The following is a 23611-nucleotide window of genomic DNA, read 5'->3' on the forward strand; positions in this document are numbered from 1 at the left end:
AGTTGGAGAAGCGCCGAGGAGGAGCTGGTAGCGGAGTCGCGCCGGATGGTTTTGCGGGCGTTAAGCCGGGGGGAGGAAGACAGGGAGGGAAGGAAGAGGTTTGACCGGAGGCCCGCCGGGAGGCGCGGGACGGAAAGCGGAGAACGCTGACGGGAAGGTGATGCAGGTGAAGATGACCGGGGCCCAGGCGTTGGTTCGCTCCCTGGAGGAGGAGGGCGTGGAGATCATCTTCGGGATACCCGGAGGGGTCCTCCTGCCCGTCTTCGACGTGCTCTACGACTCCCCCATCCGCAAGGTGCTCACCCGGCACGAGCAGGGAGCCGCCCACGCCGCCGACGGGTACGCCCGGGCCACGGGCCGGGTGGGAGTATGCATGGCCACCTCCGGTCCCGGAGCCACCAACCTGGTCACTGGAATCGCCACCGCCTACATGGATTCCATACCCCTGGTAGCCATCACCGGGCAGGTGGCCACCAACCTCATCGGCACCGACGCCTTCCAGGAGGCGGACACCACGGGGATCACCATGCCCATCGTCAAGCACAACTACCTGGTCAAGGACCCCGCGGACATCCCCGACGTAGTACAGGAGGCCTTCTACATCGCCCGCACCGGACGCCCGGGGCCGGTGCTCATCGACCTGCCGGTGGACGTATCGCGGGGAGAACTGCAGTACCGGCGCCGTGAGCACCCCGTGCTTCCCGGCTACAAGCCCACCCTCAAGGGGCACAAGAAGCAGATCCGCCTGGCGGCGCGGGCCATCCTCGAGGCCCGCAACCCGGTCATCTACGCCGGGGGCGGGGTCATCACCTCCGGGGCCTCCGCCGAGCTCAAGAAGCTGGCCGAGGAGAACGGCATCCACGTTACCCACACCCTGATGGGCAAGGGGGCCTTCCCGGAGAGCCACCCCCTTTCCATGGGAATGCTGGGCATGCACGGCACGCGCTGCGCCAATTACGCCATGTGCGAGACGGACCTGGTCATCGCCGTGGGGGCCCGCTTCGACGACCGCATCACCGGCAAGCTCTCCGAGTTCGCCCCCAAGGCCCGGGTCATCCACATCGACGTGGACCCGGCGGAGATAAGCAAGAACGTGCGGGCCCACATCCCCATCGTGGGGGACGCCAGGCAGGTCCTCAAGGACCTCAACGCCGCTATCCGGGAGATGCGTTCCGAGGTGCAGGCCCCGGACCGCTCGGAGTGGAACGCCCTCATCGAGGGATGGAAGAAGAAGTATCCCCTGACCTACGACCGCGACTCCGGGACCCTCAAGCCCCAGTACGTGGTGGAGAGGATACATGCCCTCACCCGGGGGGAGGCCATCGTGTGCACCGAGGTGGGTCAGAACCAGATGTGGGCCGCCCAGTACTACAAGGTGGACAAGCCCCGCCGCTTCATCTCCTCCGGGGGGCTGGGGACCATGGGTTTCGGCCTCCCGGCGGCCATCGGTGCCCAGCTGGGAAAGCCTGGGGAGGTGGTCTTCGACATCGCCGGGGACGGGAGCGTGCAGATGACCATCCAGGAGCTGGCCACGGCGGTGCTGGAGGGCGCGCCGGTGAAGGTGGCTATCCTCAACAACGGTTACCTGGGGATGGTCCGCCAGTGGCAGCAGCTCTTCTATCACGGCAAGTATTCCTGTTCCTGCCTGGAGAGGGAGAGGACCCCGGATTTCGTGCTCCTGGCCGAGGCCTACGGGGCCAAGGGTATCCGGGTCAAGGACCCGGAGATGGTGGACCAGGCCATCCTGGAGGCCCTGGAGGCGCCCTGCCCGGTGCTCATCGACTTCTGGGTGGACCCGGAGGAGAACGTCTATCCCATGGTGGCTCCCGGGGCGCCCCTCTACGACATGATCGGGGACCTGCTCTACCCGGTGGAAAAGGTGCACCCCGAAAAGGCCGAGGAGCCCTTCCTGTAAGGCAATAAGGGGGAGGCGGAGGCGATGAAACATACCTTGTCCGTGCTGGTGGAGAACAAGCCCGGAGTGTTGGCCAGGGTGGCCGAGCTTTTCGCCCGCCGCGGCTTCAACATCGACAGCTTGGCGGTGGGGACCACGGACCGGCCGGACATCTCCCGCATGACCATCGTGGTGGACGTGGCGGAACACTCCCTGGAGCAGGTGCGCAAGCAGCTGCACAAGCTCATCAACGTCATAGAGATAGTGGACCTGGACCCCGAGACCTCGGTGGCCCGGGAGCTGGTGCTGGCCAAGGTCAAGGTGGACAAGGACACCCGCTCCGAGGTCATCGAGATCGTGGACATCTTCCGGGGAAACATAGTGGACGTCTCCCCGGAGAGCATCATCGTGGAGGTCACCGGGAGCTCCCAGAAGCTGCAGGCCTTCGAGGACCTGGTGCGCCCCTACGGGATAAGGGAACTGGTGCGCACGGGCAAGGTGGCCCTGCCCAGGGGCAAGTGAGCGGAGGACGGAGAACGGAATCGGAGCCGGGAGGTTGGAGATGGCGGAGATCTACTACGATAAGGACGCGGACCTTTCCCTCCTGGAGGGCAAGACGGTGGCGATCATCGGCTTCGGGAGCCAGGGACACGCCCACGCCCTGAACCTGCACGACTCCGGGGTCAGGGTGGTGGTGGGCCTGCGCGAGGGAAGCCCCTCGCGGGAAAGGGCCCGGGAGGCGGGCCTGGAGGTGGCCGGCATCGCCGAGGCGGCGGAGGCCGGGGACATCGTCATGATGCTGGTCCCCGACCAGGACCACCGCGAGGTCTATGAAAAGGGCGTGAGGCAGGGGCTCAGGGAGGGCAACGCCCTCTTCTTCGCCCATGGCTTCAACGTCCACTACTTCCAGGTTATTCCACCCGGGTACGTGGACGTGGTCATGGTGGCCCCCAAGGGCCCGGGTCACATGGTGCGCCGCATGTTCCAGCAGGGCAGCGGCGTGCCCTCCCTGGTGGCCGTGCACCAGGATTACACCGGGCAGGCCCTGCAGCTGGGGCTGGCCTACGCCAAGGGGCTGGGAGCCACCCGGGCGGGGGTCATCAGGACCACCTTTAGGGAGGAGACGGAGACCGACCTCTTCGGGGAGCAGTGCGTGCTCTGCGGCGGGGTTACCGAGCTCATCCGCGCCGGTTTCGATACCCTGGTGGAGGCGGGTTACCAGCCGGAGATCGCCTACTTCGAGTGTCTCCACGAGCTGAAGCTCATCGTGGACCTCATCTACGAGGGAGGCATCTCCTTCATGCGCCATTCCATCAGCGACACCGCGGAATACGGGGACATGACCCGGGGGCGGAGGATAATCACCGGGGAGACGCGCCGGGAGATGAAGCGCATCCTGGAAGAGATTACCAGCGGGGAGTTCGCCCGGGAGTGGATACTCGAGAACCAGGCCGGGAGGCCGGTATACAACTCCCTGCGCCGCCGGGACGCGGAACACCTCATCGAAAAGGTGGGGAAGGAGCTGCGTTCCATGATGAGCTGGCTCCGGGAGAAGTGAGTGGAAGGAACGCCGGATACCAGAGGGATCGGGGAAACGGAGCGGACAAGGTCTTTAAGGGGTTCGGGAATTCGGCGGCGTCAAGGGCCGTGTACCGCGTGGTGGAGCCCGAGGTTCGGGTTGCCGGAATTCTCAAGGTATCCTGGAGGGAGAAGAACGGAAAGGACGTGAGAGAAGATGATCCGCAAGGAGTACCTGCTCACCCCGGGGCCCACCCCCATACCCTCCGAGGTGAGCTTAGTGCAGGCGGAGCCCATCATCCACCACCGAACCCCAGCCTACACCGAGCTCTTCGTGCGCCTGGTGGAGGGCCTTAAGAAGGTTCTGCTCACCGAGAACGACGTCCTCATCTTCGCCGCCTCGGGGACCGGAGCCATGGAAGGGGCGGTGGCCAACTGCTTCAGCCCGGGAGACCGGGTGCTGGTGGCCGCGGGGGGCAAGTTCGGGATGCGCTTCGCGGAGATAGCCAGGGTCTACGGACTGGAGGTGGAGCTCTACGAGTATCCCTGGGACGAGGCGGCGGACCCGGAGGTCATCGCCCGTTACCTCCGGGAGAAGCCGGACATCAAGGGGGTCTTCGTGACCCACAGCGAGACCTCCACCGGAGTGGTCAACGACATACGGGCCGTGGGGGAGGTGGTGAGTGGGACACCGGCCATCCTGGTGGTGGATTCCATAAGCGGGGCCGGGGCCCTCGAGCTGCGCACCGACGAATGGAAGGTGGACGTGCTGGTCACCGGGTCCCAGAAGGCGCTGATGACCCCGCCCGGGCTGGCGGCGGCGGCGGTGAGCCCCAAGGCCTGGGAATACGTGGAAAGGGCGGAGTCGCCGGCTTATTACTTCTGTTTCAAGAAGGCCCGCAAGAAGTACCTGTCCGATTCCCCGGAGACCCCCTTCACCCCGGCGGTGAGCTTGGTCAAGGCCATGTCTACGGCGGTGGACCTGCTTCTTTCCGAGGGACTGGAGGCGGCCTGGGAGCGCCACCGCGTTCTGGCCCTGTGCACCCGCGCCGCGGTGCAGGCCCTGGGCCTGGAACTCTTTCCCAAGGTCCTGGAACGCGCCTACGCGGTCACCGCGGTCAAGGTCCCGGAGGGCATCAAGGGCGGGGACATAGTCCGCCACATGAACCGGGTGCACGGAGTGATCATCGCCGGCGGGCAGGACCGCCTGAAGGGCAAGATCTTCCGGTTCGGGCACGTGGGATACTACCACTTCTTCGACATGGTGACGGCGGTGGCCGCCCTGGAGCTCACCCTGAGGTCCCTGGGGTATCCCGCGGAGCCGGGCTCGGGCGTGGCGGCCATGGAGAAGCTATACTGGGAGTTGACGGAGGGAAGAGCTGGCTCCGGTTGAGAGGCCGCTTTAGGCCGGCGCTCCGCGGGGCATCCGCCTGGAGCTTCCGCGGGCGGAGGCGGGCAGGCGCCAGGGGCCGGGCCGCAAGGCGGCTGAAAGCGGGGATAAGAACGATGGAAGGTATACGCAGTTCATAGGGAGGTACGGAAAAAAGGAGGATGGGTTTGGCTCGCGTCCTGGTCAAGGAGAAGATCGCGGAGAGCGGGATCGAGCTCCTGCGCAGGGATTTCGAGGTGGATTATCTCCCGGACATGTCGCGGGAGGAGATGCTCCGTCGCATCGGGGAGTACGAGGCCCTCATCGTGCGTAGCGCCACCAAGGTGGATGCCGAGGTCATCCAGGCGGCGGAACGCATGAAGGTCATCGGCAGGGCCGGTGTGGGCGTGGACAACATCGACGTTGAGGCAGCCACCAAGAGGGGCATCATGGTCATCAACGCCCCCCAGAGCAACATCATCTCCGCCGCGGAACAGACCATGGCCCTCCTCCTAGCCATGTGCCGCTACATCCCCGACGCGGTCAACTCCCTGCGCGAGAGGTGCTGGGACCGCAAGAGGTTCGAGGGCGTGGAACTCTACCAGAAGGTCATGGGTATCATCGGCCTGGGGCGCATCGGGACCCTGGTGGCCCAGAGGTGCCTGGCCTTCGGGATGCGGGTGCTGGCCTACGACCCCTACATCTCCGAGGAGAAGGCGCGGCGCCTGGGGGTGGAGCTGGTCTCCAGTCTGGACGAGCTGCTGGCCCAGGCGGACTTTATCTCCGTCCACCTTCCCAAGACCAAGGAGACCTACCATCTCCTCGGCGAGGAGGAGTTCGCCAAGATGAAGGACGGCGTGCGGGTTCTCAACGTGGCCCGTGGGGGGATAATCGACGAGGACGCCCTATACCGGGCCCTGGAGTCGGGGAAGGTGGCCGGGGCAGCCCTGGACGTCTTCGAAAACGAGCCGGCCACGGAATGCCCTCTGGTGGTACACCCCAAGGTCATCGCCACCCCGCACCTGGGAGCCTCCACCCAGGAAGCCCAGGACCGCGCCGGGGTGATGATCGCCGAGCAGGTGGCGGCGGCCCTCAAGGGGGAGTTCGTGCCCAACGTGGTCAACCTGCCGGTGCCCGCAGAGGTGGACGAGACGGTGCGCCTCTTCCTGCCCCTGGCGGAGAAGCTGGGCCTGCTCCTCACCCACCTGGTGGAGGGCCACGTGGACGAGATAGAGCTGGAGTACCTGGGCGAGCTGGCCAACCACGAGACCGGGGTGCTCACCGTGGCCACCCTCAAGGGCTTCTTCGAGAAGATCGTCTTCGAGCCGGTCAACTACGTGAATGCGCCCCTCTTCGCCAAGGAGAAGGGGATAGCCGTGCGGGAAACCAAGTCGGAGCAGACCCGCGATTACGTGAATCTGATCATGGTGCGCGGCCGCCGCGACGGGAGCGAGGTGGCGGTGGGGGGGACGCTGGTGGGCCTCTCCAACGCGGAGCGCTTCGTCCACGTCTACGAGTACGACATCGACCTGGGCCCCTCGCGGTACATGGCCTTCTTCCGCTACGCGGACGTCCCGGGGATGATCGGAAAGATTGGCACCATCCTGGGCGATCACAACATCAACATCGCCCACATGCAGGTGGGAAGGAAGAAGATCGGCGGGGAGGCGGTGATGGGGATAAACGTGGACGTCCCCATCCCCGACGAGGTCATGGAGGAGATCCGGCGCGTTCCCAAGGTGCGGGATGGAAAGTTCATCCAGTTGTGGTGAGGACGGGGAGGAAAACCAGATGGCCGAGAGAATCTACATTTTCGATACCACCCTGAGGGACGGTGAGCAGGCGCCGGGTATCAGCCTCAACCAGCGGGAGAAGGTGGAGATCGCCGAGCAGCTGGCCCGCCTGGAGGTGGACGTCATCGAGGCCGGTTTTCCCGTCTCCAGCCCCAGCGAATTCGAGGCGGTGAAGGCGGTGGCCAAGACGGTCAAGGGACCGGTCATCTGCGCCCTGGCGCGCACGGAGCGCAACGACATCGACTGGGCCTGGGAGGCCATCATGTTCGCCGAAAGGCCGCGCATCCACACCTTCATCTCCACCTCCGAGTACCACATGAAGTACCAGCTGAAGAAGACGCCCAAGCAGGTGCTGGAGCTGGCCCGGGACGCCGTGGCCTACGCCCGCAAGTACGTGGAGAACGTGGAGTTCTCGGCCATGGACGCGACCAGGAGCGACCCCAAGTTCCTCTACCAGGTGTACGCGGCGGCCATCAAGGCGGGGGCCACGGTCATCAACATCCCGGACACCGTGGGCTACGCCCTTCCCGACGAGTTCGCCGAGCTGGTGAAGGGGATCATGGAGAACGTCCCGGGCATCGAGAACGTGCTGGTCAGCGTGCACTGCCACAACGACCTTGGGCTGGCGGTGGCCAATTCTTTGGCCGCGGCACGGGTGGGGGCCCGCCAGATCGAATGCGCGGTGAACGGCCTGGGGGAGCGGGCGGGCAACGCTTCCCTGGAAGAAATTGTCATGATCATCAACACCCGCAAGGACTACGTGGACCTCACCACCGGGGTCAACACCCGGGAGATCTACCAGACCTCCCGCCTGGTGTCCATGCTCACCGGCTACAACGTGCAGCCCAACAAGGCCATCGTGGGGGACAACGCCTTCGCCCACGAGTCGGGCATCCACCAGGACGGGGTACTCAAGCACCGCGTGACCTACGAGATCATCCACCCCGAGGATGTGGGCCTGGTGGAATCCGAGATCTACCTGGGCAAGCATTCCGGCCGCCACGCCCTGAAGGCCAAGCTGGAGGAAATGGGCTTTTACCTGGACGACAAGGGGCTGGAGAGGGCCTTCATCCGCTTCAAGGAGCTGGCGGGGAAGAAGAAGGAGATCACCGTCAAGGACCTGGAGGCCATCGCCCTGGACGAGATCCGCACCCTGGAGGAGCTCTTCCAGCTGGAGTACATGCAGTCCTCCTCGGGGACCGGGGCCATCCCCATCGCCGCCGTGAAGCTGAGCCGGGAGGGCAAGAGCTACGAGGCCACGGCCACCGGGGACGGGCAGGTGGACGCGGTGTGCAAGGCCATCGCCAAGGCCACCAAGGTCAAGGCCAAGCTGGTCTCCTACCAGGTGCAGGCCATCACCAAGGGGCTGGACGCCATGGGGGACGTGACCATCAAGCTGGACATCGACGGGCACGAGGTGGTGGGCCGGGGGGTGAGCCCGGACATCATCGAGGCCAGTGCCCGCGCCTACATAAACGCCATCAACCGCGGCATCCAGAAGGGCCTCCTGGAGAAGAAGAAGCTGGCCCGCAAGGCCAAGGCGGGCACGCGGAGCAGGACGGCGAGTAAGAAGGCCGGTTCCTGACCGGCCGGGATGCCGCACCGCGCGAGGAGATCATGGGTCAGACCATCACCGAGAAGATACTCGCCGCCCACGCCGGCCGGGAGGAGGTCCGGCCGGGGGAGCTCCTCAACGTGGCCGTAGACCTGGCCCTGGCCAACGACATCACCGCCCCCCTGGCCATCGAGGCCTTCCGGTGCATGGGGGCGGAGAGGGTCTTCCACCCCGGGAAGGTGGTGCTGGTGCCCGACCACTTCACCCCGGCCAGGGACATCGCCGCGGCGCGCAACTGCGCCCTCCTGCGCGAGTTCGCCCGCGAGCAGGGGCTGGAGTTCTATTACGAGATAGGCCGGGTGGGAATCGAGCACGTGCTCCTGCCCGAACAGGGACTGGTGCTTCCTGGGGACCTGGTGGTGGGGGCCGATTCCCACACCTGCACCTACGGTGCTTTGGGAGCTTTTTCCACCGGGGTGGGCTCCACCGACCTGGCTATGGCCATGGCCCTGGGGGAGATCTGGCTGAGGGTGCCGGAGAGCATGCTCTTTGAGTACGTGGGCGAGCTGCCGCGGTGGATAGGCGGGAAGGATCTCATCCTGCACACCATCGGGATCATCGGTGTGGACGGGGCGCGCTACCGGGCCATGGAGTTCACCGGGCCGGCGGTGGAAGCACTTTCCATGGATTCCCGCTTTGCCATGGCCAACATGGCCGTGGAGGCGGGGGCCAAGAACGGCATCTTCAGGGCGGACGGCAGGACCTTGGCCTGGCTGGAGGGTAGGGCGCGCCGCTCCTTCCAGGTTCTGGAAAGCGACCCCGACGCCCATTACGTGGAGCGACTGACCATAGACGTGAGCGCCCTGGAGCCCCAGGTGGCCCTGCCCCACCTCCCCTCCAACGTGCGCCCGGTATCCGAGGTGGGGGAGGTGGAGGTGGACCAGGTGGTCATCGGCTCCTGCACCAACGGGCGGCTGGAGGACATGGAGGTCGCCGCCTCCATCCTCCGGGGGCGCAAGGTGCACCCCCGGGTGCGGGCCATAGTCTTCCCGGGGACCCAGGCCGTTCTCCTGGAGATGGTGCGCCGCGGCTGGATGGAGGACTTCCTGGAGGCGGGAGCGGCGGTGAGCACCCCCACCTGCGGGCCTTGCCTGGGAGGGCATATGGGGGTGCTGGCCGAGGGGGAGAGGGCGGTGGCCACCACCAACCGCAACTTCGTGGGGCGCATGGGGCACCCGGGAAGCGAGGTCTACCTTTCCGGTCCGGCGGTGGCCGCGGCCTCGGCGGTGGCGGGAAGGATAGTCCACCCGGAGGAGGTGGCGGGATGAGCGAGGGAATGGTCCTGGAGGGCGACGCCTGGCGCTACGGGCGGGACATCGACACCGACGTGATCATACCCGCCCGCTACCTCACGGCTACCACCGCGGAGGAGCTGGGGGCCCATTGCCTGGAGGACCTGGACCCGGCCTTCGCGCGCAAGGTGAAGCCGGGGGACATCCTGGTGGCGGAGGAGAACTTCGGCTCCGGGTCCTCGCGGGAGCACGCCCCGCTGGCCATCAAGGGATGCGGCGTCTCCTGCGTCATCGCCTCCTCCTTCGCTCGCATCTTCTACCGCAACGCCATCAACGTGGGGCTGCCCATCCTGGAGTGCCCCGAGGCGGTGGCGGACACCAGCACCGGGGACCGGCTTCGAGTGGACCTGGAGGCGGGCACGGTGGAAAATCTAACCACTGGTAATAGATTCCAGGCCCAGCCCTTCCCGGATTTCATGCAAGAGATCATCTCCCGGGGCGGCCTGGTGGAATACGTGCGGGAGCGCCTGCAGGAGAGGAAAGCGGGAGGCGCCTGAAAGGAGCAACGGGAGGGCGAGAAGCGAGAGGTTGATAGCGGGGCGGCCTGGTGGAATACGTGCGGGAGATAGGAATCGAAGGCCCCATATAGGAAACGAGGAAAGGAAAGCAGAGGTCATGTACAGGATAGCGGTGATCCCGGGTGATGGCACCGGACCGGAGGTGGTGCGGGAAGGAGTGAAGGCCCTGGAGGCGGCGGCGGAGGTGGCCGGATTCGACTTCCAGACCACCTTCTTCGATTTCGGGGGGGAGCGCTACCTGCGCACCGGCTTAACCCTCACCGACGAGGAGCTGGAGGAGCTGCGCACTTTCGATGCCATCTTCCTGGGGGCCATTGGGCACCCGGACGTGAAACCCGGTATCCTGGAGCAGGGCATCCTCCTGAAAATACGCTTCGGCCTGGACCAGTACATCAATCTCCGTCCGGTCAAGCTCTACCCGGGGGTGGACTGCCCCCTCAAGGACAAGGGCCCGGAGGACATCGATTTCGTGGTGGTGCGGGAGAACACCGAGGGCCTCTACGCCGGGACGGGTGGGTTCCTGCGCAAGGGGACCCCGGACGAGGTTGCCGTGCAGGAGAGCGTGAACACCCGCAAGGGGGTGGAGCGCTGCATCCGTTTCGCCTTCGAGTACTGCCGGCGCCGGGACAGGGAGCGCAAGGTCACCTTGTGCGGGAAGACCAACGTGCTCACCTACGCCTGGGACCTGTGGGAGCGGACCTTCCACGAGGTGGCGGCGGAATACCCGGACATCTCCACGGACTACGCCCACGTGGACGCCATCTGCATGTGGTTCGTCAAGAACCCGGAGTGGTTCGACGTGGTAGTCACGGACAACATGTTCGGCGACATCATCACCGACCTGGGGGCCATCATCCAGGGGGGAATGGGCATCGCCGCCGGGGGGAACCTCAACCCCGAGGGCGTCTCCATGTTCGAGCCCATCGGGGGCTCGGCCCCCAAGTACACCGGCAAGAACGTCATCAACCCCCTGGCGGCCATCTGCGCCGTGCAGATGATGCTGGACCACCTGGGGGAGAGGGAGGCCGCGGAGCGGGTGGAGCGCGCCGTCATGCGGGTCTGCGAGCGGGACCTCCTCTCCCTGTCGGCGGGGAAGATGGGCAAGTCCACCACGGAAGTGGGAGATCTTGTCGTAAAATACATCCGTGAAGGTTGAGCCGGCGGGGGCCGAGATCGAATCCCGGCCGGTTGGGTTATCCCGTGGGAAGCGGCGCCGTGGGAGACCCGGAGAAAGGACGCCAGGATCAGGTAGCGGAAGGAGTAGCCTATGCCCATCCCGGAAGTGGAGAAGATCTGGATGGACGGGGAACTAGTGGACTGGAAGGAGGCCAAGGTCCACCTGCTTTCCCATTCCCTGCATTACGGCTCGGGGGTCTTCGAGGGCATCCGCGCCTACGAGACCCCGCGCGGGGCGGCAGTATTTCGCCTCACCGACCACCTGAAGAGGCTCTTCCGCTCCGCCGCCATCTACCGCATGTCCATCCCCTATTCCCTGGAGGAGCTGGTGGAGGCCACCAAGGTGGTCATACGGGCCAACGGCCTCAAGAGCTGCTACATACGCCCCATCGCCTTCCGCGGGTACGGGGAGATGGGGCTGCATCCCCAGGCGGCGCCGGTCAACGTGGCCATCGCCGTGTGGCCCTGGGGCGCCTACCTGGGCGAGGAGGGGATAAGGAACGGCGTGCGGGCCAAGATCTCCTCCTTCCGCCGCAACGACCCCAACGCCATACCCCCCGCGGCCAAGGCCACCGGCCAGTACCTCAACTCCATCCTGGCCAAGATGGAGGTCACCGAGGCCGGCTACGACGAGGCCATCCTCCTCAACCAGCACGGGTTCGTGGCCGACGGAGCGGGGGAGAACGTCTTCGTGGTGCGCAACGGCTTCCTCTACACCCCGCCCACCTCCTCGGGGGCCCTGGAGGGCATCACCCGGGACTCGGTCATCCGCATCGCCGAGGATTTCGAGATCCCCTTCCGGGAGAAGGAGCTGGTGAGGACGGACCTCTATCACGCCGACGAGGCCTTCTTCACCGGAACGGCGGCGGAGATCGTGCCCATCCGCGAGGTAGACGACCGACCCCTGGGTGAGCCGGGCCCCGTCACCCGGCGCATCCAGGAGAAGTTCTTCGCCATCGTCAAGGGTCAGGACGGGGATTACGACCACTGGCTGGAATACGTGGATTGAGGGCCGGCCATAGCCGGGAAGGAGGCGGGACGGCCTCGGGTCGACAGGACGGGATGTACGAGCCGGGCCGGAGACCATCACCCCGGCGGCCGCTTATGATTCCGGGAAAGCCATGATGGAAAAAACGGTTAAGCTGTACGACACCACCCTGCGTGACGGAGCCCAGATGGAGGGGGTATCCCTCTCCGTGGAGGACAAGCTCAAGATCCTCCATCGCCTGGACGAGTTCGGCGTGCACTACGTGGAGTGCGGTTACCCGGGCTCCAACCCCAAGGACGAGGAGCTCTTCCAGCGCCTCAAGGGGGTGGACCTGAAAAATGCCGTTCCCGTGGCCTTCGGTTCCACCCGCAAGGCCATGATCGGCGCGGACAAGGACCGCCAGCTGGAGGACCTACTGCGGGCCGACACGCCGACGGTGTGCATAGTCGGAAAGACCTGGGAACTTCACGTGCGCACCGCCCTGCGCACCGGGCTGGACGAGAACCTCTTCATGATTGCCGATTCCGTGGAGTACGCCAAACACCACGGCCGGGAGGTCATCTACGACGCGGAACACTTCTTCGACGCCTACAAGAGCAACCCCCGCTATGCCATGGATACGGTGCGGGCGGCGGTGGAGGCCGGGGCGGACTGGGTGTGCCTCTGTGACACCAACGGGGGGACCCTGCCCTGGGAGGTGCAGCGGATAATCTCCGAGGTCAGGGACAAGATCCCGGTGCCCATCGGCATCCACGCCCACAACGACAGCGAGTGCGCCGTGGCCGTCAGCCTCACGGCGGTCATGGAAGGAGCTTCCATGGTGCAGGGCACGGTGAACGGTTACGGGGAGCGCTGCGGGAACGCCAACCTGTGCTCCATCATCCCCGCCCTGGTGCTCAAGATGGGCATCCCCGCGGTGTCCATGGAGAGCCTGGCCGGGCTGACCGAGCTCTCCCACTACGTGAGCGAGATCGCCAACATCAAGCCCGATTCCCACCAGCCTTACGTGGGCCAGAAGGCCTTCGCCCACAAGGGGGGCCTACACGTGAGCGCGGTGATGCGCGACCCGGAGACCTACGAGCATATCCGCCCCGAGTTGGTGGGCAACATGCAGCGCATCGAGGTCTCCGAGCTCTCCGGGAAGTCCACCATCATCATCAAGGGGAAGGAGCTGGGCTACGACCTCGGCCGTCACCCGGAGAAGGTGCAGGAGATCCTGGACATGATCAAGGAGATGGAGCACCGCGGTTACCACTTCGAGGCCGCCGACGGCTCCTTCGAGCTGCTCATGCGCCGCGCCCTGGGGATGCACAAGGTCTTCTTCCGGCTGGAGAGTTTCCGGGTGATCATGGAGAAGCGCGAGGACGGAAAGGTGGTCACCGAGGCCACCATCAAGGTGCACGTGCGGGGGAAGCGCATCATCGCCACCGCGGAGGGGAACGGCCCGGTCAACGCCCTGGACAACGCCCTGCGCCTGGCCATCGGACGGGCCTACCCGGAGCTTCAGGACATCGACCTCCAGGACTACAAAGTCATCATCCTCAACCCGGAGAAGGCCACCGCCGCCGTCACCCGGGTACTCATCGAGACCGGGGACGGGGAGAAGACCTGGGGGACCATCGGGGTCTCCGAGAACATCATCGAGGCCTCCTGGCAGGCCCTGGTGGATTCCATCGAGTACGGACTTTTGCACAAGAAAGCCCAACCATGAAGATAGCCAGGTACCTGCACAAGGGACATACACATTTCGGGATCCTGGAGGACGGCCTGCTCCACGAGCTGGAACGCACACCCTTCACCGGCATAAAGGAGGTGGGGAGGACCTGCCGCCTGGAGGAGGTGGAGCTCCTCGCCCCGGTGTTTCCCCAGAAGATAATCGCCGTGGGCCTGAATTACCGCGACCACGCCGAGGAGCTGGGTATGCCCATCCCCGACGAGCCGGTGCTGTTCATGAAGCCACCGTCCTCGTTGCTCGCCCATGGCGGGGAGATCGTCTATCCCTCCATGAGCAGGAGGGTGGATTACGAGGCGGAACTGGTCCTGGTGTGCGGGCGGGAATGCCGTAACGTGAGCGTCGAAGAGGCCACCGCCTGCATCCTCGGTTACACCTGTGGCAACGACGTTACCGCCCGCGACCTGCAGGCCAGGGACGGGCAGTGGACGCGGGCCAAGAGCTTCGACACCTTCTGTCCCCTGGGGCCCTTCATCGAGACGGAGGTGGATCCCGCGGAGCTCACCGTGGAGCTGCGCCTCAACGGGGAGGTACGCCAATCGTCTCCCGCCTCCAACATGATCTTCTCCCCGGCGGAACTCCTCAGCTTCACCTCGCGCGTCATGACCCTCTACCCGGGGGACGTGATCATGACCGGCACCCCTCCCGGGGTAGGGGAGATGCGCCCCGGCGACGTGGTGGAGGTGGTCATCGAGGGCGTGGGGACCCTGCGCAACACGGTGATCTCCGCATCTGATTCCCGGTGATCCGGAAGGCTTCGAGGATCACGCCGTTCCGCCTCCCTTAGGACCTCCGATCGGGAGCGGGTTGGCCGAATCCCTGGCACTTTTTCGTCCTCGGAAATGGCATGGCTGATGTGCATGACGCCGGAAGCGCCCGCTGCACGATCTAGGCATGGTAAATATTCCCTACCTTCATGAATTGAGCTTGATCGTGTCGTTCATTCCAGCCCCCCGGTTTCCGCCGGCGAAAACTGGGAAAGCCGGGCGATCCATGTACGCCACGTTGGTGGAGGTGGCCGGTCCGCGGGAAAGGCGGCAGGAGAAGCCGGTGCCGTAGAGAAGCAACCTGTCATGGTCCCCTTCGTCTTTCCTTACTCCCTTCCGGCGAGGTCGAAAATATGGGCGCCGGAACTTGTCGCTCGAAAGCGGTGAAGCCCTCGTCCCGATCTTCCTTCCCGGATTTCGAATAACGATTCGTGGATTAATATAAAGCGGATGGTATGGATGCACCGGGAGAATTTAGGTGAAGGAAGGGTCGGATTGAGAAACGGGGGGCGCAAGCCGGGAATACCAGAAAACGGCAATTTCAGCGGCGAACTGTCTTCCGGCCGTGACGGAGGATCGTGGAGGCTTGCCATCCACCTGGCCCGGCGGGAGAAGCGACTCTGGCCGGCGGCCATTCTCCTCTCCGTGGGCCTTTCCGAGAGCTGGCGCGTTCTCTTCGGCTGGGAGCCGCAAGGAGTGGGAGAGACGGCGGCCAGATGGGTTAGGAGCGGGGCGGGGAAAGGATTCCCGGACGCGGCCGTCCTGGTGCTCGTGAGCCTGACCATTTTCGTTTTCCTGCGGGCGGGTGGTTACCTAGGGGAGGCAGTGCTGATACGACAGATTGCCGGTTCCGGGGGTGCCGCTGGCGGGAACTCTCCTCCCGGGTATGGCGTGGGTGCGCCGGGAGGTCCTCCTTCTCGGATGGGGAGGGAGGAAGGTAAGGGAGGCGCCTCTCGGGCGGAACCGGGGGGAATTCACTCGGGTGAGGTGGAAACCTTTTTCTGGATCGACCGCATGCCCGGCGCGGAGCGGGGCAATGAAGTTCGGTTCGGCGGCGCGGAGGAAACAGCCGCGGAATGCGGTAGGGCTCTTTTCGGAGCGCCGGGCGAGGAGTTCGCTTCCTCCGAAAAACGGGGCGTCGATCTTACTTTCAAGGATGCCTTGCGCCGGAGCAGGAAGCGTTTGCCTGAACTGGCCCTCACCTTGTTGCCCTGGGATGCCGCCCGGGTGGCGGTCGTTTCCCTGGCATCACTCCTGGTCCTCCTCTGGGGCAGGTGGGATCCCCATCTCCACTTAATATTTCCGTATCTCCTGGCCCTTTTCCTCTGGTTGGTGCTTTTGCTGGCGGTGTACGTCCCCCTGGGAATCCCAGTGATCCTGGCCGCGCGCCAGGTGGTAATAAATGGAATGAAGCCCCCGCAAGCTTGGAGGGAGGGGTGGAGCCTTTTCCGGAACGAGACGCCACGCTGCCTTTTGGTGTGGCTGCAGGCCCTGGCCGCGGATGTCGCCTTCCTTGCCCTGGCCTGGCCCCTTTCCCTTTTGTTGATCTGGGCGGCGGAAAGGGCGGCGGAGGCACTCAACCCCTCCATCCTGGAGTGGCTGGCCCGAGCTCCCCTCTACCTCATCCTGGCCGCCGCCCTACTGCTGGGCCAGGTGGTGACAAAGACCTATAAATCCTCCCTATGGACCATATTTTTCCTTTCCAGATCATCATCTGCGCCTGTGGTATCATAAATCCCGTCGCGCGAACCATTTCATCGCATGTCTTCAGACAGGAGGTGGACGAGGATTGCGCCTGCGTTTCGCGCCCAGCCCCACCGGTTACCTGCACGTGGGAGGGGCCCGCACGGCCCTCTACAACTGGCTGCTCGCCCGCCAGTCGGGAGGTTCCTTCATCCTGCGCATCGAGGACACCGACCTCTCCCGCTCCACGGAGGAGGCCATCGAGGCTATCATGACCGACCTGCGCTGGCTGGGGCTGGACTGGGACGAGGGCCCGGACGCCGGTGGCGACCACTGGCCCTATCGCCAAACAGGGCGCTACGCCCTGTACCACGACGCAGCCCGCCGGCTGCTCCGGGAGGGCTACGCCTACCGGTGCTTCTGCTCCCCGGAAGAGCTCAAGGAGAGACGGGAGAAGGCCTTGCGCGAGGGGCGCAACCCCATGTACGACCGCCGCTGCCGCCGCATCCCCGAGGAGGAGGCACGGCGCATGGAGGAGGAGGGGCGTCCCTACGCCCTGCGCTTCCGGGTCCCGGAGGAGGGGGAAACGACGGTGCACGACCTGGTGCGGGGGGAGGTGGTCTTCCGCAACCGGGAGATCGAGGACTTCGTGCTCCTGCGTAATGACGGCACGCCCACCTACAACCTGGCGGTGGTGGTGGACGACATCGACATGCACATCACCCACGTGGTGCGGGGGGATGATCACCTCTCCAACACCCCCAAGCAGCTCCTCATCTACCGCGCGCTGGGGAAGGAACCCCCCGCCTTTGCCCACCTCCCCATGATCGTGGGCACGGACGGGAAGCCGCTCTCCAAGCGGCATGGCGACGTGGCCGTGGGATACTACCGGGAGGCCGGTTTCCTCCCCGAGGCCATGCTCAATTTCCTGGCCCTCCTGGGGTGGTCGCTGGACGATTCCACTACCCTCATGAACCTGGACACCCTGGTGACCAACTTCAGCCTGGAGCGGGTGTCCTCCAAGCCGGCGGTGTGGGACACGGACAAGCTTTACTGGATGAACGCCCAGTACATCATGGCCATGGGGGACCACGAGCTGGCGGAGGCCATGCGACCCTTCCTGGTGCGGGAGGGGCTGCTCGGGGAGGACGACCGGGAGGGCATGGAGAGGCTGCGCCGCGCCGCTCCCCTCGTCCGGGAGAGGATAAAGGTGCTCTCCGACGCGGTCCCCCTGCTGGCCTTCCTCTTCCGGGAGGTGGAGACGGCGGAGGATTCCCTGGGGTTCCTGGAGGGAGAGGAGAACCGCGCCGTGCTGCGCGAGGCGGGAAAGCGCCTGCTGGAGCTGGAAGATTTTAACGCCCGGGACATCGAGGCCCTCCTGCGTTCCATGGTGGAGGAGATGGGGCTGAAACCCCGCAAGGCCTTCCAGCCCATCCGGGTGGCGGTCACCGGAAGCAGGGTGAGCCCGCCCCTCTTCGAATCCATGGAGCTGCTGGGGCGGGAGAAGTGCCTGCAGCGCATCGCCCGTGCCCTGGACCGTTCCTGAGAGGAAGCGACTTCCACGTCAAGGCCTGGAGGGCCTCCCGCCTCGCGGGTTTGGGAAATCCCCGGCCGGGGAAGGAGCCCCGGGAGCGGGAATTCTGCGGGGGATTCGGCCGGGACCTGTTTTTCGGATGTTAAGAAGGAGAGCCGCATGCGTTACCGGTGGTTGGGAACGGCCGGGTTCGAGCTTCTCAGCGGAAGGACCAGCATCCTGATCGATCCCTACCTTACCCGGAACCCGAGGGCCCGCCCCGAACAACCGTTCCGACCCGAGGACCTGGGGCACGCGGAGGCTATCTTCCTCACCCACGGCCACTTCGACCATACCCTGGACGTTCCAGAACTGGTGGATATTTCCAGGGCCGTCGTTTACGCGTCGGCCGCGGTATGCGCTTCCCTGGCCGCCCGGGGCGTGCCCTGGACCCGGCTGCGCGTCCGGTGGCCCGGGGAAGCGGCCGAGGTGGCCCCCTTCCGGGTGACCGCCGTCCCCGCCTGCCACGTCACCTTCGATGCGCGGCTGGTTCTTACCACCCTGTGGAGGTGTCGCATGGAACTGGTGGACCTGGCGCGCCTGGGAACCTCCCGTTATCCCACCGGTGAGGTGCTGGGCTGGCTGGTGGAGGCGGAGGGCAGGACCCTCCTCCACCTGGGAAGCGCCTGCATGACCTGGATTCCCGACTGCAGGGTGGACGCCTTCCTGGTGCCGGTGCAGGGAAGGACGGACATCTGTTCCGTGGCCGCAGGCCTGGTGGACCGCGTGCGACCGGCCACGGTCATCCCCCACCACCACGACGATTTTTACCCGCCCCTCAGCCAATACGTGGACCTGGAGCCCTTCCTGGCGGAGATGCGAAGGAGGCATCCGCGGGCCAGGGTGAGGATCCCGGTCATCAACCGGCTCGAGGAATTGTAATCCTTTCACGGCCGAAAACGCCGTTTTTGACCACGCGTCCCGCAGCGGGGATAATGTAATTGCGCCGGGTTCGGTGCACACGGCGCAAGGAAAGGGAAACCGGAGAGTCCGGCCGGGAAGTGCCGCCGCTTCCGGGCGTCGGCGCGAGGGGTTCGGAAAGGGCGGTAAGAGTTCGAAGACGTTATAAGTTCAAGGACGCGGAAAGGTAGAGGAGGGGTGAGATGGGCAAGACATTCCGGGCCATCGTGGTTCGCGAGCAGGAGGACGGGACCTTCACCCGCAGCATCGAGACCAGGGACACCGACGAGCTCCCCCCGGGCGAGGTGTTCATCCGGGTGCACTATACCTCGGTGAACTACAAGGACGCCCTCTCGGCCATAGGTAATCGCGGGGTGACTAAAATTTATCCCCACACCCCAGGCATCGACGCCGCCGGGGTGGTGGAGGAGAGCTCCAGTCCAAACTTCAAGCCGGGGGAGGAGGTCCTGGTCACCGGCTACGACCTGGGCATGAACACCTCGGGAGGGATGGCCGAGTATATCCGCGTCCCCGCCTCCTGGGTGGTCAGGCTTCCGGCCGGGTTGACCCTGAAGGAATCCATGATCTATGGCACGGCGGGCTTCACCGCCGCTCTCTCGGTATACAAGCTCACCGGGGCCGGGGTCGGACCGGATGCCGGCGAGGTGCTGGTGACCGGCGCCAGCGGGGGCGTGGGCTCCCTGGCCCTGCGCTTTCTGGCCAAGCTGGGCTACCAGGTGGTGGCCGCCGCCGGGCTGGTGGACGAGTCCGAGTATCCCCAGGTGGAGGAGAAGCTTAAGTCCCTGGGTGCTTCCAGGGTCATCCCCGCCTCGGAGGTGAACGACACCTCGGGCAAGCTCCTCCTCAAGGGGATTTGGCCCGGCGCCGTGGACACGGTGGGCGGCAACGTCCTGGCCACGGTGGTAAAGCAGGCCGCCTACCTTGGGGTGGTGACCACCTGCGGGAACACCGGCGGGCACGAGCTGAACCTGAACGTGTATCCCTTCATCCTGCGCGGGGTAACCCTCATCGGCATCGATTCCGTGGAATGTCCCATGGACCTGCGCCTCAAGGTGTGGGAGAAGATGGCCGGGGAGTGGAAGCCCGACAATCTGGAGGATTTCGCCACCGAGATAACCCTGGAGCAGGTGGAGGAGAGGTTCCAGCTGCTCCTGAACAAGAAGTCCCAGGGACGCGCCGTGGTGCGGGTCCAGTAGTTCCCCCGGATGGAAGGCGGCCTCTCTCGGCGGAAGGCAAGGGAGAGCGCAAGGAAGGACTCGGTGCGCGGTATCGTTTCCACCTGAGAGGTGTCGTAGGATGCCGTATCACGGCGGTTGAGAGGAAGCAGTGCTTGTGTTATCATATCCCCCGGAATTTAGTTGGGGGATCGTCTAATGGTAGGACGCGAGACTCTGGATCTCGTTGTGAGGGTTCGAATCCTTCTCCCCCAGCCAGAACTGAATATGGAATGCGTGGCGCATTAGTCTAGTTGGCCTAGGACGCCGCCCTCTCAAGGCGGAGATCGCGGGTTCGAATCCCGCATGCGCTACCAAGTCCAAGGCCCCAGAAGGGGCCTTATATTTCCTCGGAATAAACCATGGCTATCTCCGGGAATGCGCGCGGCCGTTTGGGACACAAGCGAAAGAGGCGGACGGTGTCCCTTACGGGTGATGACTCGGACGGCTTCGGGGAAGAAGGGGCAGGGCACGGCTACTCGACAAGGGGTCGGAAGGCGGGAGAAGTTTCCACCCGCCTCGTAGGCCACCATATCCGGGAAGACCGCGTAGCCCCCATGCACATTATATCCTGCCTAGCAGGCCATGTCGGCGATATGGCGGGCGCGGCGGCGGCGCTCCCGGCTGAGGCGGTAATAGACCCGCCCCACCGCTTCGATGAGGCGGAACTGGTTCATGGCCCAGGGAACCGGGAAGGCCCAGCGCCCCCCGGCTGGATGGACCTCCCCTTTCCGGCGCGCGGGGTCCATCCGCACCTCCTCCACGATGACCCCTTCCTCGTCACCCAGCCGGGCGAGGATGGAGCCGTCGGAGTCCGCAATGCAGGTGTAGCCGGGGAAGGAAGACCTCTGGGTGAGGAAGGGGAGCCCCGGTATGGGTGAGACCCAGGGCCCGCGCTTGTTGACCATGACCACCGGGATGCCCAGCATGCGGGCATAGAAAGGCGCCAGTTCCCTCAGGCGCCGGTTGTATTCCTCCACCGACCGGCGGGGGAAAAGGGGGTTGGGCATGGGGGAGGGCGCGGAGTGGGGCATGAGCAGGAGGTCCGGCTGGACCGTGCACATCAGCCGGGGCAGGTAGGAGAGCTGGTTCTCGTAGCAGATTCCCACTCCCAGGCGCCCCAGCCCGGTTTCGATGACGTGCGGACCGGCCTCCCCCCGGGTGAAAAAGGCCTCGGCGAAGGCCGGGGTCTGCTTGCGCACCCGGCCCGCCTCTTCCCCATCCGGGCCGGTGACCACAAAGCTGTTGTAGAAGTCCTCGCCCTCCGCCTCCAGGTAGCTGGTTCCCAGCCAGACGCCCAGCCTCCGGGATGTCTCCCGCAGCCAGTGCATGGTGGGCCCCTCCCGGGGCTCAGCGACCTCCCATATCTCCTTCGTGTATACGTATCCGGTGGGCATGAACTCCGGGAGGACCACCAGCCGGGCCCCGCGCTCCGCGGCCTCCTCCACCAGGCGAGTGGCCCGCTCCAGGTTCCCCTCCAAGTCCCCGTTGGCCGATTCCATCTGCACCGCCCCCACCCGAAGTGTCCTCGCCTGCATCCCCATGACTAACCTCCCGTTGACGATGAGCCAGTTTCCGTATACCGCGATTCACAAGAACCTACGTCGGATTTTTCGCCGATCATCGATCTTCTCCCTCGACTGAATTCCAGGCGCCGGGTGGAAGCTCCCGCATGCCGCTCATCTCAACTTGTATAACGGGCATCCGGCCCGCCCTGGAGGAGGAGGTAAGGTTGGGGAAACCGGCGGTGATCGATGCGGTCATCGACTACCAGGTGAACCTGGAGCCGCCGATCTTCCAGACCTACCTCGAGGTGGCCCTCATGGGATGCGATCTTTCCGGCTGCAACCCCTGAACCTACCTCGCCTACGGTTCAGTCGATCATGATGCCGCCGTCCAGGATGAGGGTCTGGCCGGTCATGTAGGTAGCGTCCTCGATCAGGAAGGCCACCGCCTTGGCTACCTCCTCCCCGGTCCCGAAGCGGCGCATGGGAATGCGGGGGATGACCTTGGCCTTGTAGTCCTCGGGCATCCAGCCGATCATCTCCGTCTCTATGTAACCGGGGGCGATGGCGTTCACCCGGATGCCGTGGCGGGCCACCTCCCGGGCCAGGCAGACGGTGAAACCGCTGACCCCTCCCTTGGAAGCGGCGTAAGCTGTCCCCCCGGCCATACCGATCATGGAGACGATGGAGGAAATATTTACCACGCAGCCCGGGGCCTGCCTGCGCAGCATGTCGGCGATGCAGTGCTTGGCCATGTAGAAGTAACTGAAGAGGTTGACGCGCAGGACCCTCTCCAGGTCCCGGTTCTCCAGGGACTGGATGGGGGAGAGGTGGATCATGCCCGCGTTGTTCACCAGGATATCCACTCCGCCCAGCTCCTCTACGCAGCGCTCTACCACCAGGCGGGCGCCCTCCTCGGTGGCCAGATCGGACTGCACCATCAGCGCCCGCACCCCCATGGCCTCCGCCCGTTCCCGGACCTCGTTGGCGGCGTCCACCCGGCTCTGGCAGCAGACCACCACGTTGGCCCCGCGTTCCGCCAGGTGCAGGGCTATGGCCCGGCCGATGCCCCGGGAGGAACCGGTGACGATGGCGTTGCTTCCCCGTATCATCATACGCTCCTTTCTGGTCTACCTTCCTAGACGGATAATATTAAACCTTGCGGGCCAGAGCGGTGAGGGAACTGCCCAGGGGAAGACCCGTCCAGGAGGCCATGCGGGCCTCCAATTCCAGCAGGCGGGCGAGGGCCCGGTTGAGGGGCGGCGGTGGGAGGAAGAGGTCGGAGGCCGCTTCCTCCTCGGGGAGGCCGCGGGTCAGAAGGCGGCGGACGGCGATCACCGGCAGCAGGAAGAAGACGAAGTAGGTTGCCTTTATCAGCCGTAGCTCCGCCGCCTCCAGCATTTCCAGGAGCCGGGAACGCGTGTAACGCCGGGCTCCGCCCACGGCCAGGTCGTGGCCCCCGCGCAGGAAAGGAAGCGCGGGCAGGTTGAGAAGGAGGTACCCGCCGGGAGCCAGGACCCGGCCCATCTCCCGCAGGGCGGCCAGGTCGTCCTTCACCTCGCGGTGGTAGATGACGTTCAGGGAGAGCACCAGGTCGAAGGAGGCGTCCGGGAAGGGCAGGTATTCCACCGAGCAGCAGAGCAGCTCCTCCAGCCCCCTTTCCCCGCAGCGCATGAGGGCCGCTTCGCTGGCGTCCAGGGCCACCAGCCGCCGGGGCCGGTAACGGTTCCGCAGCCAGGCGGTCAGGCCGCCGGTGCCGCATCCCGCATCCAGGACCCTTCCCCGCGCCGCCTCCGGGCAGTGGGCGTCGAGGAGACGGGCGTAGAGCGAGCGGTGCCCCAGGTACCACCAGTGGGTGTCTTCCAGCCGGTAGAGAGCCTCGTATTCCTCCTTCTTCAAGGCCGCGCTCCTTCGCTTGGTGGACGTTCCGAAGAGGCGGTTCGTGTAGCCTCGCGACGGCGCATGGTGTGACCCGGTTGGTTTCCGCCTCCCGGGACACCGGTAGCGTCAAGGATTTTGTGTCAGCCACCTAGCCTTCCTCCTCCCATCCCAG

20 protein-coding genes and 2 tRNA genes are annotated in these 23611 nt (G+C 65.4%); 19 read left to right on the forward strand and 3 right to left on the reverse strand.

Annotated features, from left to right (window positions below):
• Positions 1 to 160 precede the first annotated feature (160 nt).
• The 18 genes from ilvB to QME84_11410 all read left to right on the forward strand — a co-directional run bounded on the left by ilvB (position 161) and on the right by QME84_11410 (position 20370).
• Positions 161 to 1915 (forward strand): biosynthetic-type acetolactate synthase large subunit, encoded by a 1755-nt coding sequence (gene ilvB, locus QME84_11325; protein ID MDI6874855.1) that lies wholly within the window; start codon positions 161 to 163, stop codon positions 1913 to 1915.
• A gap of 24 nt (positions 1916 to 1939) precedes the next feature.
• Positions 1940 to 2416, forward strand: a complete 477-nt coding sequence (gene ilvN, locus QME84_11330; GenBank protein MDI6874856.1) for an acetolactate synthase small subunit — start codon at positions 1940 to 1942, stop codon at positions 2414 to 2416.
• A 40-nt stretch (positions 2417 to 2456) separates the two neighbouring features.
• Positions 2457 to 3452 carry a ketol-acid reductoisomerase gene (ilvC, locus tag QME84_11335; GenBank protein MDI6874857.1) on the forward strand — a complete coding sequence of 332 codons (996 nt, stop codon included), beginning with the start codon at positions 2457 to 2459 and terminating at the stop codon, positions 3450 to 3452.
• A gap of 177 nt (positions 3453 to 3629) precedes the next feature.
• Positions 3630 to 4805 carry an alanine--glyoxylate aminotransferase family protein gene (locus QME84_11340; protein MDI6874858.1) on the forward strand — a complete coding sequence of 392 codons (1176 nt, stop codon included), beginning with the start codon at positions 3630 to 3632 and terminating at the stop codon, positions 4803 to 4805.
• A 158-nt stretch (positions 4806 to 4963) separates the two neighbouring features.
• Complete coding sequence (gene serA, locus QME84_11345; protein ID MDI6874859.1) at positions 4964 to 6553, forward strand: phosphoglycerate dehydrogenase; 1590 nt, start codon at positions 4964 to 4966, stop codon at positions 6551 to 6553.
• 19 nt (positions 6554 to 6572) lie between these two features.
• Positions 6573 to 8159: a 2-isopropylmalate synthase gene (locus QME84_11350; protein ID MDI6874860.1), complete on the forward strand. Its 1587-nt coding sequence runs from the start codon at positions 6573 to 6575 to the stop codon at positions 8157 to 8159.
• Positions 8160 to 8191: 32 nt separating this feature from the next.
• Positions 8192 to 9457, forward strand: coding sequence for a 3-isopropylmalate dehydratase large subunit (gene leuC, locus QME84_11355; protein MDI6874861.1), 1266 nt, complete (start codon positions 8192 to 8194; stop codon positions 9455 to 9457).
• An 8-nt stretch (positions 9458 to 9465) separates the two neighbouring features.
• Positions 9466 to 9978 (forward strand): 3-isopropylmalate dehydratase small subunit, encoded by a 513-nt coding sequence (locus QME84_11360; GenBank protein ID MDI6874862.1) that lies wholly within the window; start codon positions 9466 to 9468, stop codon positions 9976 to 9978.
• 118 nt (positions 9979 to 10096) lie between these two features.
• Entirely contained in the window at positions 10097 to 11155 is a 1059-nt protein-coding gene (locus QME84_11365; protein ID MDI6874863.1) for a 3-isopropylmalate dehydrogenase, read from the forward strand.
• A 111-nt stretch (positions 11156 to 11266) separates the two neighbouring features.
• Complete coding sequence (locus QME84_11370; GenBank protein ID MDI6874864.1) at positions 11267 to 12184, forward strand: branched-chain amino acid transaminase; 918 nt, start codon at positions 11267 to 11269, stop codon at positions 12182 to 12184.
• A 115-nt stretch (positions 12185 to 12299) separates the two neighbouring features.
• The gene (gene cimA / locus QME84_11375) at positions 12300 to 13874 is read left to right on the forward strand and encodes a citramalate synthase (protein ID MDI6874865.1); all 1575 of its coding nucleotides are present in this window, start codon (positions 12300 to 12302) and stop codon (positions 13872 to 13874) included.
• Positions 13871 to 14641: a fumarylacetoacetate hydrolase family protein gene (locus QME84_11380; protein MDI6874866.1), complete on the forward strand. Its 771-nt coding sequence runs from the start codon at positions 13871 to 13873 to the stop codon at positions 14639 to 14641. Before cimA ends, QME84_11380 begins: the two co-directional genes overlap by 4 nt.
• A gap of 516 nt (positions 14642 to 15157) precedes the next feature.
• Entirely contained in the window at positions 15158 to 16396 is a 1239-nt protein-coding gene (locus QME84_11385; GenBank protein ID MDI6874867.1) for a hypothetical protein, read from the forward strand.
• A gap of 55 nt (positions 16397 to 16451) precedes the next feature.
• Complete coding sequence (gltX, locus tag QME84_11390) at positions 16452 to 17891, forward strand: glutamate--tRNA ligase (GenBank protein ID MDI6874868.1); 1440 nt, start codon at positions 16452 to 16454, stop codon at positions 17889 to 17891.
• A gap of 147 nt (positions 17892 to 18038) precedes the next feature.
• Positions 18039 to 18800, forward strand: coding sequence for an MBL fold metallo-hydrolase (locus QME84_11395; GenBank protein MDI6874869.1), 762 nt, complete (start codon positions 18039 to 18041; stop codon positions 18798 to 18800).
• Between the two features lie 221 nt (positions 18801 to 19021).
• The gene (locus tag QME84_11400; protein ID MDI6874870.1) at positions 19022 to 20035 is read left to right on the forward strand and encodes a YhdH/YhfP family quinone oxidoreductase; all 1014 of its coding nucleotides are present in this window, start codon (positions 19022 to 19024) and stop codon (positions 20033 to 20035) included.
• A 163-nt stretch (positions 20036 to 20198) separates the two neighbouring features.
• A tRNA-Gln gene (locus tag QME84_11405) sits at positions 20199 to 20272 on the forward strand.
• A gap of 20 nt (positions 20273 to 20292) precedes the next feature.
• Positions 20293 to 20370, forward strand: a tRNA-Glu gene (locus tag QME84_11410).
• A gap of 258 nt (positions 20371 to 20628) precedes the next feature.
• On the opposite strand, the gene QME84_11415 is transcribed toward QME84_11410, so the two are convergent.
• Positions 20629 to 21597, reverse strand: coding sequence for a carbon-nitrogen hydrolase family protein (locus QME84_11415; GenBank protein MDI6874871.1), 969 nt, complete (start codon positions 21595 to 21597; stop codon positions 20629 to 20631).
• Positions 21598 to 21725: 128 nt separating this feature from the next.
• Between QME84_11415 and QME84_11420 the strand changes: the two genes are divergently transcribed.
• On the forward strand, positions 21726 to 21908 hold the full coding sequence (locus tag QME84_11420; GenBank protein ID MDI6874872.1) for a hypothetical protein: 183 nt from the start codon (positions 21726 to 21728) through the stop codon (positions 21906 to 21908).
• Between the two features lie 18 nt (positions 21909 to 21926).
• Here QME84_11420 and QME84_11425 read toward each other — a convergent pair whose 3' ends face one another.
• Both QME84_11425 and QME84_11430 read right to left on the reverse strand, forming a co-directional pair.
• The gene (locus tag QME84_11425; GenBank protein MDI6874873.1) at positions 21927 to 22670 is read right to left on the reverse strand and encodes a 3-oxoacyl-ACP reductase family protein; all 744 of its coding nucleotides are present in this window, start codon (positions 22668 to 22670) and stop codon (positions 21927 to 21929) included.
• 40 nt (positions 22671 to 22710) lie between these two features.
• Positions 22711 to 23457, reverse strand: a complete 747-nt coding sequence (locus QME84_11430; protein MDI6874874.1) for a methyltransferase domain-containing protein — start codon at positions 23455 to 23457, stop codon at positions 22711 to 22713.
• Positions 23458 to 23611 lie beyond the last annotated feature (154 nt).

Source organism: Actinomycetota bacterium (assembly GCA_030019255.1).
Lineage (GTDB): Bacteria > Actinomycetota > Geothermincolia > Geothermincolales > RBG-13-55-18 > Solincola_A.